Raw genomic sequence first — 11,819 nt, 5'->3', positions numbered from 1 at the left:
GCCTTATTTCGGAAGTTTGAGGAAGGCCTGCTGGCCATGCTTGCGGATGTAGTCCGCTTTATCGCTGGCGCTCATTTCGGAACGTTTCAGGCTGCCACCGCCGTTTGGTTTGTGTCCGCCCGCGCCGGTGCCTTCTGCGCGTGGGAACAGATGCGGAGCCGTCTCCTTAAGAGACTCCGCCCACTCAAGCGGGCTTAGTGGAGTTTTGCCGTCTTTACCGAACAGAACATCGCCATTTGCATCAACTGCTACGGCCTCGCCTTCGTCGTTGAGCTGGAATGTGCCTTTGGCACGCAGAATCAGATCGTCGGATGCTTCCGGCAGCGCGCCAGCTTTTGAGGCTGCTGCACGGATTGCATCGCCCAGGACGCGGTCCCGGAATTTGTTGGAGAACGCTTCGGCTTTGTCGGCGCGTTCATTTGCGGCTTTAATCTGCTTATCAACGTCAGCACGCAGACGCTCGGTGCGCTTATCGAGCACCTCATCAATTTTCCCGGCGGCAATCAGCTTTGCCTCTTCGTCGTCGGAAAAACGCTGGAGGATCCCACGTACAGCATCAGGATCGATACCATCGAAGCGCGACAGGGTTTCTTTTTGCTGCTTGATGGTGCCCAGCAGCTCAGAGTTTTTTGATTTCAGGCCTGTAACTTCGCTGGTCACACGCTCATCAATCAGCTTCTGTATTTCTGGCGTGATTTCGATACCACCGCCACCGCTGCCCTCTCCGCCGCTTTCTGGTGCGTAAAATTTCAAGAGCATATTTCGAATTAACATAATTTCCCCTTGGGATTTTGCCGGGCCTCGCCCATAAAAAAGCCCCGGCGGATGCCAGGGCGTGAAGTATGAAATGGTTGTTAGATGTCAGTGCCTGAGAGCTGCTTCAGACGTTCCAGGCTGATCCATTCGCCTTTATCAGTGAACATATCAGCCAGGTCGATTTCACCTGTGCGGAAAAGACGGCCACGCTCGGCACCCAGAACCTTATCCTGCCGTTGAGCTGGCTGACGCTCGAGCCATTCCAGATACGTGGTTTTAGCTGGCACCTGACCATCCATGCTGGCACGAGTGCCCTCGTCCATCTCGTCAATATCAATGCCAAGTTCGCGCCATGACTTGAGAATCAGGGTTTCGGTAGAACGACAGCAAAAATGGATTTTCCCGGGTCCCTGTAGGTAAGGCACCTTATGCCCGACAGGTTTGTTATCCAGGGTGTAGCGCAGCAGGTCACGAATAATGCAGTCGTGGCTGGTTTTATTGTCCAGCGTAGACAGCCACTGCTTACCTTTCACGATATCGCTGTTGGCGCTGGTGAAGCTGTTGCGTGCTGTGGCAGCCAGATGATTCACGGCTGTTTTAGCGATGCTGGCGGCGTTTACCCTGCTCATCTGCAGCGCGCCGTCGCGATAAACTTTATTGGCGTGGCCGCGAACACTGCGCGCGATTGTTTCTACCGTGTCGCCGGCAAGATAACCCCTGCGGACGGCGTTCACGATACGCGCCAGCCTGTCCGATTCCAGATTCTCCGCCCATTCACTCAAAAGTCGTCCCTGAAAGGGTTGCGCCATTGCTGCTGCATACACCATGTCGGCTGTAATGCCCTGCAGCGGATATCGCGCTAGCACCTGAGATGGCAGAAGGGAATCGAACAGGCTCAGCTGATAACTGGCTTCGTTCTTTGCCAGGGCCACCAGCTCACCCTCGAGCCCTGCCTGCATGGTAGCTACGGCCTGATGATTAAGTTCGCGTACGCTGCCCAGTAAACTCTGCAGACGATTAACGGTGAAGCTCTCCGGAGGCAATCTGTCCAGCGCATCCAGCAGGCGTGCCGACAGTTCTGCGTCCGTCTCGTTGAGCAACTTCACCATTCGGTTTGCCACGCCAGTGGCATAGCGGCTTAACCAGACGGAGTGTGCGATCGACTCATCGCGCAGGCTTTCGTTTACGGTTGCCATATCAGCCCCCGGTCAACGTTGGTGCCTGATTGCGAAGCGCATCAATTACCTCGTCCGGACTGTCAGCCGGGTCGATAAGGTCAAGCTTCTGCAGTGCGCGAATCATATCGCTGTCACGCAGCGCACCGGACTGCCAGGCGTTGACGATTGCCGTCACCATGCCCGACTCGGCAACCTTAGCAATGAATTCCTGGTTGATGGTGTAACTCGTCGTCTCACCATTGATGCCAAGGTATTTCGCACACCATCCCAGCGCCAGCGTATAGGCCTCAGAAACGTTCGAAACGCAGATACCGAGTACAGACGTTGATGATGTTTGCTCGCCGCTCGCCTGAGTAGCCGTCTTCGCCGTGGTGTTCTGCTCAATCAGTCTGGCCCCTAGTTGCACCATGTAATCGCGCTTACTGTCCATGGCCTCTTTAGCCAGCATGTTCGGCTGCGCCTGGGCATAGCCAAACGAGCCTTCTTTGGGAAGCAAAAGCAGTGATCGGGAACCAATTTTCACGCCCTTCTTCTCGAGGTGGTCGCGCCAGTTGGTATCGAGCCCAGTCATGTACGGCTGCACCTGGCCACAGAACCATACGCTGTCTTCATAGTCAGCGCTGTTTCGGTAATGACCGTGGTTTATCTCCACCAGCGCCGCCAGGGGGGAATCATCGATAGTGGGATCGTTGTTCTGAGCACCGACAAAGGTGAACGGGATTTCGTCCCAGGAGTCCTGCCCTTTGGGCTTAGGGTGGTACTCACTGTCAACTGTGTAGGTTCCGCTTGCGGTGCCACCAGCCCGGCGCCATACCCGGCAGATGAACCGCCCTTCTTCCAGCGCCAGCTCGCGATACTGGATTTCATCCTTGTACGCGTAACCATCTGGCTCTTCTACGCATTCGCGCAGGACCACAAGCACCAGCTGATCGCGTCCGTTAATTCGCTTTGTTCGCCAGTTGATAATGTTCTCTGCCGGATAGCGGAGGATGATCGCCTCATCGGAGGCTTCTGCGTAGTCGACATAAAGCCCCTCTCGCGCAACTTCCAGCACGTTCTCGGTCACCAGCTGCGACTGCTGGTAAATACTTGTGCCGGCCCCGTCAGCATTGTCCAGCAGGTATTTCAGCTTCTCCGGTCCGTTGAAAGTTGGATCCTTTCGATACGCCATTCCAAGCATGCCGATTTTCGTGTTGCCGGCAATGGCATAGAACACCGCGCGACTCAGATAGTCTTCGTTGCGTTTACGGTTACGCGTGGATTTATCGGTTGGGTCGAGATACGGCAGATATTTATTACCCGCCGCTTTTACGGCCTCAGCCCCTTTGCAAAAGTCCCTGTATTTCCTCCAGGCAGCAGAAGCCGCCCGGTGTTCTGGTCGAACCCAGGTGATGTCGTCGTTTGCCATATCAGAAAGTGGTGTCCATGGTGATTGAGTATGCCGGTTTCACGATCGGGTAATCCTTCACGATGAAGTACCCACCAGCATCGTTGGGGTGATCGTTATCTGCTGATTTGTCCGGTTCGCCATTGGCCGCCCAGATTTGCTGTTCGAGGCTTTCGGTGTAAACCGGGCAATTCTGCACATTCACCAGGTAGCGGCGTTCTCCGTTGGCGTTGCAGAACATGGCGTTCATCGAGTTGATGCGATCCTTAACCGGCGGGTTGGCATCATCAACAATGACGCTGAATCCGGCTTCGTTGAGCTGGGCGATATCGGTCTTACTGGCGTTCTGGGATTTACGGGAGTCGCCTGAGGCATCCGGATAGATGTAAATCTCTCGGCTCTTCACATATCGCCCCTCCTCGTAGCGCCAGAACTCTTCCTGAATGCGCTTAATCATTGCCGGTGTGTCGTAGACCTTCACGAGTTCACGAACCGCACGCGGTAGGCCGTTACGCTTTACGTGAACAATCGCGGCCATTTTCCCCACGTTGAAGTCCATACCGATGAAGAGCGGATCCCCATCCTGAATCTCTTCAGAACAGTTATTCAGCTTACGGTTGAACGTGTGGTAAATGGTCCCGCTATTGAGGTTCGTGAACTTCCCTCGCAGATACGCCTGAATCAGTTCGTCAGGGTAAGAGCTCAGAAGCGATGGAATGTAGTCAGGCGGAAGATTCTTTGCGTTGTCGAATGTGCTGGCCTGAATCAGACCGTACAGGGCCGCAAGCTCTGGCTTTTCACGTACGGCCTTCACGAACTGCTGGTAGACGAACTTGAAGCCCTCCGGCGTAGTCGTTACATCGATGCCGTTACGAAGCCCATCAACCTTGTAACGCATACGAGCGATGATTTTTCGCCAGGCCTGCTGTGCTTTGGCTGCCGCCATGACATCCAGTTCATCCACCATCGCGTTACCGATTTTAAAGCCGACTATCGAGCCGGGCTTCTCCATCGAACGGCAAATTGTCGTCCCGCGGTACCGTCGCCCCTCGTAGAAGTGAACCTCTTTGTTCCCCTCGTTGATTTTGACGCTCAAGCCCCAGTCAAAGGCCACCTCTTCAATCGTTGGGTAGAAGATGTCACGAATTTGCGGGTACGTCGGCGCGAAATAGCCCTGGTTAATCTTCGGGTGCTCCCACATCCCTTTGCAGATGCCGCCACAACCCACCCACGTTTTACCCGAACCGAACCCGGCAACATAGGCTTTGAATTTGTGCTGCATCGCGAGGAAGCGCGCCTGAGGAATGTTAAGTGTCGGGCTGATTCCCATCGTCTGCCCTCGCATCCACTACGTTGATATTGATCTGCACTGGGGTCGGTTCATCGTCCTCACCATCACCGGCCAACTCTTTACGGAGTTTCTCGACCTCAAGCTGCCGGCGTTCGATTTCAATCTGCTGCAGGCGCTGGGCGAACTCGTTATCGGCCAGGCCAAGTCGCTTCATTACCGCTTCGAACATTCTTTCACGGCTGATGGCTGTAATTTCGACGCCGTTTTTGCCAACCTTCACGCCGGAGTAAGCGAGACGGGAAGCTGCCGGAAGTTTGCGCGTATCAGGGTAATAAGGCTGACCGATGCCGTCACCGTTGCAGCGCGGGCATTCTGGGTTTGGTTCTCGGTTGTGGTCGTAGCCATAGCCGCCGGAATCTTCGGGTTCACGTCTGTCACGCTCAAGCGCCTCGAGTCTTTTCTCTTCGAACTCCACGGCATCACGCCACTGATACTGGTGACCAAAGCCCCAGCAGTAACGACACGCGCCGCGGCGATACTGCGACAGCTGATTGGCATCGAAGGTAGCGAGCTGCCACATCTGCGCGAGGACCTCATCGGCACTGCCCAGCGTGCGCACAATGGCGGCTTTTTGCTGCTGCGCAATGACCTGCGCAACGTTAGGATTCGTTATGAGCTGACGACCGTAGTTTGGGTCACTATATCCAGCACGCGCAGCGGCGGCTGTGGCGTTATTGTCCTTCAGGTACTCAGCAATGAAGCGCTTTACCTTCGCGCTAAGCTTTATCTCCACCAGCACTTCTGCGCTTTGTTCTTTCTGCGCAGTGCGCACTTTTTTCTGCGCAGAATGTTGCGCAGTTTGTGTAGAAGGTTTTTTAATATATCGGCGAGCAGTAGAATAGTTCAGTCCCTGCGCTTCACACCATTCCTTTGGTGATACGCCGGTTGCGGCATGTTCGGACAGGAACCGTTGCTGAAGCTCGCCCCAGTCCGGTTTTGCCATAAATTTCTCTGGTTTTTTTTCGATTGAAGGTAGATATTAAGCATGTGAATCAAAGGGATGATTAAAACTCAGCATAACTATCAACGGGTGAGTTTTCTCATTCCGGTTTGATTATATTGACTATGATTATTTCAATGGAGACATTTAATGAGTATAGAGACCGAGTTTTTGGAGGCATTTATTTCCAGACCTAATTGGTTACCCGAGCAATTAGAATCTGACTTAGAAAAATTTTATAGCCTATTAGAGGATTTAATGATATTTCCGAACACCATCGGAATAAGCCAGCCATGTTTACAAACCCCTTTCAATGACATTATTGAACTGATGGATCGGTGTAAATGCGCCATAATATTTGCGCTCCCTCAAATATTCATTGAAACAGGAAAGATAAAGGATAAAGACACTAATGGAATCACATTACCAACTGAGTGGAATCAAATTGAAACAGCCATAGCATTAACTTTAAAAAAACCCACACTCATTATATTACATGAAGATGTTACACCTAGAGGGCTACTTGAAATAGGGGCTGCAAATGTTTACATACATAAAATAAAAACCTCAGATCACAGCTGGCCAAACAACATTAAAGATAAACTAGAGTATTTAATACAGGCAGCTCATAAGGCCACAAAAAAATAATATATTCCCGATGCTCGGGACCGAAAACCTCTTGTTTGCCGGTGAGGGCCATTGCTTTCCCCTGGAGAATTTATGACTACTTACTATACAGTTGATTCAAGTAATTACTACTCACCTGGGATGGTGGCTAGACCAATCACTCCCTCCATTCAGCCAATCGAATTGCACAATATGGTCACTAGCCTTTTCCCACGCGGAGTATCAAAGCATGGTGATGGTTATTTTCTTTCTGCCAATGCGATAGCAGGACAGATCAACTTTTCGATAGATTGGGGGCTCGAGTTTTATAGAAGAGCAATGCGGCCTTCTACACCATCACGATATGAATGCATTTTTGCGTGTGAAACATTAGCAGGAGCCGTCGCATTTAGGTCGCAATACAGAAGCCCTAACTCTCCAATTTATGAAGTTGAGGCAAATGAAGATTTAATTCACAGAGGTGATATGGCACTTTTGAACAATGCGAATTCCTGCCTAGTTTATACCTATCAGATTGAACATTACTGGGCTGGCACGACATTTTTACCACAACCATTCTGGGAAATATTGATTCCTCTTCCAGCAACTATCGGAAACCGCGTGGCTTGATTAGTTGAGCAAACCGGAACGCCGTCTCAATGTCCTCTCAGTCCGGTTTGCTCATTCGTTACTCCGTTTGTTGTTACGTCTGCTCTGCCGGTGCAGACGTGAACTGCACGCGCTTCACATCGGCAGGCGCGAAATACAGCCACTATCCCGTCTCGGACGCTAGCAGTACAAAGCCATTCACCAACTCAGGCTGACGTCGTGACATCTTGCCCGTGAAGATGTCGCCTGTTTGGGTGGTTAGCGTGATTTGGTAGATATCTGGCATTATTATTACTCCCAGAGGCATTAATTGGGTGATAAAGTCCTCACGGGACCATCAACGGAGCAGAACATGAAATTAGTAGACATTGAGAAATGGGCACCACATGTAGGCATGTTTATTCTCGAATTCGGTGCCGTTGAATCTTTTACTCGCAGCCTTCTTGAGGAGTTAACTCCACCTACAATATACAAACATATCAAAGAGATAGCTCTGAGCAATAAAATAAAGATTATCACAGATATCCTCAAATGCTCTGAAGAACACCCGGACCTTCAGCAGGAACTTATTCAGGCTTACAAACATATTGATGAGCTTACAGAAATCAGAAATATAATTGCTCACAATACTGTAAAGCTCGTTTTTTGGGAAAATCACAAGCCTGAGGAATCTCCATATGATGAAGCCCTTTACAGCGATAAAAATTCAAAAACTATCACTCTTGAAGAGATGCAAGAACATAATGCCAATCTAAGTGCACTCGTAGAAACGCTGTATCGCATAGAAGGCATTAAGCGCGGAAGGCAAATTGCCAAAGACTTGGAATATTTCAAGATATCAGGGCTAACACTATCTGGCTTGAGCGGTCTGGGTAAAGAATGATGTTATAATAATTCTCATTTCAGACACTGCTCTTTGATGTAGTCCTGCATCCCGAGAATCATCTTGTCAGCGGTTGCGATTCCGTCCCGGTGATAGAAATAATTCCGTCGAGCGTCTGGAGTAAGTTCGGGGGATCCTGCATCATCCACGCCGGGGGCGGAGGTGGCTTTTGACACTCCAGGGCAAGTTGCGGCGATGCGCAGCCGTTTAGCGCCAGAATCAACATCCCGATGCAAATCATTAATGGTTTTTTTCGCATCGGACAATTCCTTCGTGTATTTAGCATCCAGTGCCGCTGCGTCACGCTGGCGGGTCTGCATGTCTTTGATGGTGGCGTTCGCCAGGTTCAGTCGTTCGTTAGCTTTATCGAGCTGCACTTTATAGATGATGGCGTTGCTACGGTAGTGGTTAAGCGCCAAGGCCATGGAAACCAGCAGGCAGATAACGACAGCACAGATGATTGCTGTTAATCGGCTCATTTTTGGCCCCACTCGCAGACTTCACGCTCAATCTCGCGCCGGGTGATCAGCCCCTTCCACTGCTTGCCACCGGCATATGTCCAGCGCTGCAGTTCTTTGCATGCCCCCGGCACATCACCGGAGTTCAGCTTCTTCAGCAGCGTTGAGCTGGCAAACGCACCAGAGCCAACGTTATAGGTGAAGGAGTAAAGCGCGGCGCGGGTAGGCTCAGGGATATGAATCTTGATTAGCGGGTCGATGGCATTAGCCACCTTTCGCAGATCTGCCTTCAGTAGGTTGTCACACTCTTTATCGGTGTATCGGTGACCGCGGCGAACGTCAGCCCCAGTATGTCCATCACAAACAGTCCAGACACCAACGACGTCTTGATAAGCATAATAGCGACGTCCTTCGAGACCATCTGCATTGCCCAGCATAACAGCAGCAATAGAGATTGCACCTGATCCGCCAACAATGGCGCCCACCAGCTTATTTCTGAGTGTCGGGTTCATCTCGGCTCCTACTGCGGCGGTTATCTTCGCGGATCTTGAAATAGAGATTCGTCAGATAGGTCAGTACGGCGACGATGATGCCCACCAGCACGCCGATAGCGTTCCACTGCTCGGGACTGTAGGCATTCAGCATGCCGTTTAGGATGCTGCCGGCTGAAGCGCCGTATGCAGCGCCGGTGGTTAATTTGTCCATGCGATACATGCTCTCACCTCGCTCTGTGCGGGTGCTAAATTTGGGAATAAAAAAAAGCCCGCTCTTTCGAAGCGGGCCAATGAGTTGACTATTTGTAAGGTAGGTGTGAGTGAGACCTATGCTCAGGAGTGAAACTGTATCGGCTGATTCACTATAGGCTCAGGAGAACCACCGGAGAGGTAGGCACATCTCACAACTCAAAGCGTAGCAGCAGATTACAAAACCATAAAAAAAGGCCTGCTTTTTATGGCAGGCTCTCAAGGAATTTGAAACTTGTATTGTTGTTGTCATGGTGCCGGGTGCCTCCCGGTGACCCTACCCCAGTCAGCAAGGCCGCGTGCATACCTGCAGAGCGCAGTTGACTGGAACGCCCTTTCGCTTAGAAAGGATTCACCACATGCATAAATTACTCATGAAGCATTCACCCGGTCAATACTATTCAACATTCGCAAAAAAAAAGCCTGCTCGGACAAGCAGGCATAAATAGCTAAGTTGGCAATAACTGAGGGAGTGGTGCCGGGTGCCTCCCGGTGGAAATGATCACAGCATTCATTCCCGCGCGCTGGTTAGACACTCTGGAGAAATGTCCTGCTGAACCGCCCCTCCGCTTAGGGGGATCCACCACTAAAACGCTTTCAGAAACATCCATTCTGCAGGATGCTTAAGAAGCATATGTGCAGTATGAAGAATCTGCCACGTAATCAAATGAATATATTCATTTAAATGGTACAGGAAGAGGGCCTTCAATCACCTCGGCCTCTCCGTTATCGCAGATGTCGTCACCCTGTGTCAGATGCCAAATACCATTAAAAGTAAGTCCCGTCTCAAGGTCTTCAGTAACGCCATTGCTGTAGTAAGCAACCTGAATCCTGCCGTTGTGCTGAATCCAGTAGTAACCTTCTTGCATGATCATCTCCTTAACATGATGAGATGAGTATATTGCTGAGTTGAGATGAATGGCGTTAGATATACTCAGGATTTATTTCTGTCATGAGGATAGGACTTCCTCATCACTGTTGCCGAACTACTCAGTCAGATCTCATTCATCTCAGATACTTCAAACTGAAAGACATAGGGATCAGAAAGAAGCTCAAATTGCTCATCGTCTGGATAGGTTACCGCTACGTGGTAATTTTCACCTGCGAAAGCCTTAATGGATGAGAGATCACGCCAATAAGTTGCCAGAAAGAAATGCTCCCATTCTCCCTGTCGTTCACGCCGTACGTATGCACCTTGGTTGCCATTAACACTTTTAGAGTGCTTAACTCCCGTTAATTCAAGATGCGCAGCAAACCCATCACCGTGTCGTACTGGTACGCAACCATGCCATGTTCTTACAATCATACCCCTCCATTAAATGTCTGAAAGTGAATTTATATTCACATTATCATAATATTTAACCTCTTTGGGGGTTTAAAATGCATTCTGACGTCATAAAAAAGCCCCACGGGGTTAACCGCAGGGCTTTAAACGAAGGCAATAACCCATCGTTAGAGCAAAATTACCACAGATTCGGGAAAAGTAAATAGTTCACGATAAATTCACGCCCTATTTTGTAATCTGCTTAAGCTGCGTTTCAGCCCAGGCCTCTTCGATATCAAACTTGGTTATTAGCTGATCGTAAAATGGCTTAACAGATTTCTTCCATGTATCGAGGCTGATTGCATCCGTTATCTGACACACCGCGGCGTAAGCCTCAGTTGAAGGAATTCGCTCAAACCCTCGCCCACTGCAGCGCTTGCAATCAGCAAGTACCGGAACGCCCTGCTGCTCTGTAAGAGCCTGATTAATGGCTTTCCCGCGTCCATGACAGTCATTACAGGCACAGCTTACTACCTTCTTCCCCTTACACTGAGCGCAGAGAATGCGTGCAACCTCCCTGACCTCCCTGCCTACTTCATACTCAGAAGGTCGAATATCCTCTGCGCCCATGTTCAGGGACATCTTCAAGAACTTCTTCTCTCTTGCCGGAGTGTGAGACTTCATACTGAAAACCTCAGCGTCAATAAATCCTTCCCCATTGCAGCCATCGCACAGCTTCTCGCTGGCGGCGCTGCGGGAATAGTCCTCGAACGCGAAGCTGGCCAAGCGATGCATCATTAGTGGCTTAACCCCGGCATCCAGTTTGCGCAGAGCAGCCACCCGATCGCACTTGGTCAGCGCATACTGAGCCAGCAACTCAATCGCCCTCACCCGGTCATTGTTGCTGATACCCATCTTCCCGAGAAAGGCGCTATAACCCAATGCTGCCCGTTCCTGCGTCATGCCCATAGCGGCCATGATATCCGTTCCGGTTAATGAGTCTGACGCCGTAGCGCGCGGAGAATCGCTAATCATGGTCGATTTGGCGAAGTGATATTTGAGGGTATTTTCAAGATTCATGCGATCTCCAGCTCGGTGATGGTGAGTTCTAATTTCCCGCCCTTAACGACAGGCATTTTCACAACGCGATAGTCGATAACCTGGCAATCATCCAGCCAGAATCCCGCCTTGGTTAAAGCGTCGAAAGCTGCCTTCTGCAGGTTATCCAGATCGCGGCGCCGGCGGTCGGGCATGTGACATTCAATTCGGATTTTGAGTGGTGCGGCCGTGCGGATATTAAGCCGGGCGCTTCGAATAACAGTGGCCACCTCATAGCGATACGCGACGCCATCAGCACTAATGTGTGTACGCCCGCGGTTGTGCCGGTAATACCGGTTATTGCTCGGCGGCCAGGGCAAAGTGATTTGATATGTCTTCATGTTCCCCCCCATAACCGGTTTCGCCAGCGGCTATCCGGGCGCGCTGGTGTGTTAGATGTCGGAAGGAATGCACTGACAGTCCAGGTCACGTAATCCGGGTTAAGGCTGCGCTCAACTCGCACGCCGCGCGCTTTGTAACGCTTAACCAGCTCGTCGGCCTGTTCGGTGCTGCAATCGTTGTGGTGGAACCAAGTCTTCTTCATTC

At 50.9% G+C, this 11,819-nt stretch carries 16 protein-coding genes and 1 pseudogene; 3 read left to right on the top strand and 14 right to left on the bottom strand.

Going from position 1 to position 11,819, the window contains the following annotated elements; translation table 11 throughout:
* Positions 1-3 precede the first annotated feature (3 nt).
* The 5 genes from IM303_RS08335 to IM303_RS08315 form a co-directional block, all read right to left on the bottom strand.
* Positions 4-774: a hypothetical protein gene (locus IM303_RS08335; RefSeq protein ID WP_022651278.1), complete on the bottom strand. Its 771-nt coding sequence runs from the start codon at positions 772-774 to the stop codon at positions 4-6.
* Between the two features lie 80 nt (positions 775-854).
* Positions 855-1,952, bottom strand: coding sequence for a hypothetical protein (locus tag IM303_RS08330; RefSeq protein WP_193359805.1), 1,098 nt, complete (start codon positions 1,950-1,952; stop codon positions 855-857).
* A gap of 1 nt (position 1,953) precedes the next feature.
* Positions 1,954-3,342 carry a DUF4055 domain-containing protein gene (locus IM303_RS08325; RefSeq protein WP_193359804.1) on the bottom strand — a complete coding sequence of 463 codons (1,389 nt, stop codon included), beginning with the start codon at positions 3,340-3,342 and terminating at the stop codon, positions 1,954-1,956.
* Between the two features lies 1 nt (position 3,343).
* A complete protein-coding gene (locus IM303_RS08320; protein ID WP_028015667.1) occupies positions 3,344-4,651 on the bottom strand; it encodes a terminase large subunit domain-containing protein in 1,308 nt (435 codons plus the stop codon).
* Entirely contained in the window at positions 4,629-5,615 is a 987-nt protein-coding gene (locus IM303_RS08315; protein ID WP_193359803.1) for a terminase small subunit, read from the bottom strand. The genes IM303_RS08320 and IM303_RS08315 overlap by 23 nt, the downstream gene beginning before the upstream one ends.
* A 147-nt stretch (positions 5,616-5,762) precedes the next feature.
* On the opposite strand from IM303_RS08315, the gene IM303_RS08310 reads away from it, so the two are divergent.
* Both IM303_RS08310 and IM303_RS08305 read left to right on the top strand, forming a co-directional pair.
* Complete coding sequence (locus IM303_RS08310; protein ID WP_193359802.1) at positions 5,763-6,260, top strand: hypothetical protein; 498 nt, start codon at positions 5,763-5,765, stop codon at positions 6,258-6,260.
* Positions 6,261-6,332: 72 nt separating this feature from the next.
* Positions 6,333-6,848 (top strand): DUF2441 domain-containing protein, encoded by a 516-nt coding sequence (locus IM303_RS08305; protein WP_128569225.1) that lies wholly within the window; start codon positions 6,333-6,335, stop codon positions 6,846-6,848.
* Positions 6,849-6,921: 73 nt separating this feature from the next.
* Here the strand turns inward: IM303_RS08305 and IM303_RS22220 are convergent.
* A pseudogene (locus IM303_RS22220) lies at positions 6,922-7,113 on the bottom strand (hypothetical protein).
* Positions 7,114-7,179: 66 nt separating this feature from the next.
* Here IM303_RS22220 and IM303_RS08300 point away from each other — a divergent pair.
* A complete protein-coding gene (locus IM303_RS08300; protein WP_023616473.1) occupies positions 7,180-7,710 on the top strand; it encodes a hypothetical protein in 531 nt (176 codons plus the stop codon).
* A gap of 14 nt (positions 7,711-7,724) precedes the next feature.
* Here IM303_RS08300 and IM303_RS22325 read toward each other — a convergent pair whose 3' ends face one another.
* From IM303_RS22325 to IM303_RS08260, 8 genes are all read right to left on the bottom strand, one after another.
* Positions 7,725-8,189: a lysis protein gene (locus tag IM303_RS22325; RefSeq protein WP_023616472.1), complete on the bottom strand. Its 465-nt coding sequence runs from the start codon at positions 8,187-8,189 to the stop codon at positions 7,725-7,727.
* Positions 8,186-8,680: a lysozyme gene (locus IM303_RS08290; protein ID WP_193359801.1), complete on the bottom strand. Its 495-nt coding sequence runs from the start codon at positions 8,678-8,680 to the stop codon at positions 8,186-8,188. Before IM303_RS08290 ends, IM303_RS22325 begins: the two co-directional genes overlap by 4 nt.
* Entirely contained in the window at positions 8,658-8,882 is a 225-nt protein-coding gene (locus tag IM303_RS08285) for a class II holin family protein (protein ID WP_103948522.1), read from the bottom strand. The genes IM303_RS08290 and IM303_RS08285 overlap by 23 nt, the downstream gene beginning before the upstream one ends.
* Before the next feature lie 706 nt (positions 8,883-9,588).
* Positions 9,589-9,780, bottom strand: coding sequence for a hypothetical protein (locus IM303_RS08280; RefSeq protein ID WP_028013331.1), 192 nt, complete (start codon positions 9,778-9,780; stop codon positions 9,589-9,591).
* A 125-nt stretch (positions 9,781-9,905) separates the two neighbouring features.
* Complete coding sequence (locus IM303_RS08275) at positions 9,906-10,217, bottom strand: hypothetical protein (RefSeq protein WP_072049799.1); 312 nt, start codon at positions 10,215-10,217, stop codon at positions 9,906-9,908.
* 204 nt (positions 10,218-10,421) lie between these two features.
* The gene (locus tag IM303_RS08270; protein ID WP_193359800.1) at positions 10,422-11,255 is read right to left on the bottom strand and encodes an antitermination protein; all 834 of its coding nucleotides are present in this window, start codon (positions 11,253-11,255) and stop codon (positions 10,422-10,424) included.
* Positions 11,252-11,614 carry a crossover junction endodeoxyribonuclease RusA gene (gene rusA, locus IM303_RS08265; RefSeq protein ID WP_045371254.1) on the bottom strand — a complete coding sequence of 121 codons (363 nt, stop codon included), beginning with the start codon at positions 11,612-11,614 and terminating at the stop codon, positions 11,252-11,254. Before rusA ends, IM303_RS08270 begins: the two co-directional genes overlap by 4 nt.
* On the bottom strand, positions 11,611-11,817 hold the full coding sequence (locus IM303_RS08260) for a hypothetical protein (RefSeq protein ID WP_193359799.1): 207 nt from the start codon (positions 11,815-11,817) through the stop codon (positions 11,611-11,613). Before IM303_RS08260 ends, rusA begins: the two co-directional genes overlap by 4 nt.
* Positions 11,818-11,819: the final 2 nt, after the last annotated feature.

It is taken from the genome of Enterobacter cloacae complex sp. P38RS (assembly GCF_014930775.1).
Lineage (GTDB): Bacteria > Pseudomonadota > Gammaproteobacteria > Enterobacterales > Enterobacteriaceae > Enterobacter > Enterobacter bugandensis.
The sequence above is the reverse complement of the archived record's forward strand: the minus strand, read 5'-3'. Positions and strand labels throughout refer to the sequence as shown.

Bases quoted from the DNA above. Each gene is read 5' to 3' on its own strand.
- IM303_RS08335 (WP_022651278.1), bottom strand. From the start codon at position 774: ATGTTAATTCGAAATATGCTCTTGAAATTTTACGCACCAGAAAGCGGC.
- IM303_RS08330 (WP_193359805.1), bottom strand. From the start codon at position 1,952: ATGGCAACCGTAAACGAAAGCCTGCGCGATGAGTCGATCGCACACTCC.
- IM303_RS08325 (WP_193359804.1), bottom strand. From the start codon at position 3,342: ATGGCAAACGACGACATCACCTGGGTTCGACCAGAACACCGGGCGGCT.
- IM303_RS08320 (WP_028015667.1), bottom strand. From the start codon at position 4,651: ATGGGAATCAGCCCGACACTTAACATTCCTCAGGCGCGCTTCCTCGCG.
- IM303_RS08315 (WP_193359803.1), bottom strand. From the start codon at position 5,615: ATGGCAAAACCGGACTGGGGCGAGCTTCAGCAACGGTTCCTGTCCGAA.
- IM303_RS08310 (WP_193359802.1), top strand. From the start codon at position 5,763: ATGAGTATAGAGACCGAGTTTTTGGAGGCATTTATTTCCAGACCTAAT.
- IM303_RS08305 (WP_128569225.1), top strand. From the start codon at position 6,333: ATGACTACTTACTATACAGTTGATTCAAGTAATTACTACTCACCTGGG.
- IM303_RS08300 (WP_023616473.1), top strand. From the start codon at position 7,180: ATGAAATTAGTAGACATTGAGAAATGGGCACCACATGTAGGCATGTTT.
- IM303_RS22325 (WP_023616472.1), bottom strand. From the start codon at position 8,189: ATGAGCCGATTAACAGCAATCATCTGTGCTGTCGTTATCTGCCTGCTG.
- IM303_RS08290 (WP_193359801.1), bottom strand. From the start codon at position 8,680: ATGAACCCGACACTCAGAAATAAGCTGGTGGGCGCCATTGTTGGCGGA.
- IM303_RS08285 (WP_103948522.1), bottom strand. From the start codon at position 8,882: ATGTATCGCATGGACAAATTAACCACCGGCGCTGCATACGGCGCTTCA.
- IM303_RS08280 (WP_028013331.1), bottom strand. From the start codon at position 9,780: ATGCAAGAAGGTTACTACTGGATTCAGCACAACGGCAGGATTCAGGTT.
- IM303_RS08275 (WP_072049799.1), bottom strand. From the start codon at position 10,217: ATGATTGTAAGAACATGGCATGGTTGCGTACCAGTACGACACGGTGAT.
- IM303_RS08270 (WP_193359800.1), bottom strand. From the start codon at position 11,255: ATGAATCTTGAAAATACCCTCAAATATCACTTCGCCAAATCGACCATG.
- rusA (WP_045371254.1), bottom strand. From the start codon at position 11,614: ATGAAGACATATCAAATCACTTTGCCCTGGCCGCCGAGCAATAACCGG.
- IM303_RS08260 (WP_193359799.1), bottom strand. From the start codon at position 11,817: ATGAAGAAGACTTGGTTCCACCACAACGATTGCAGCACCGAACAGGCC.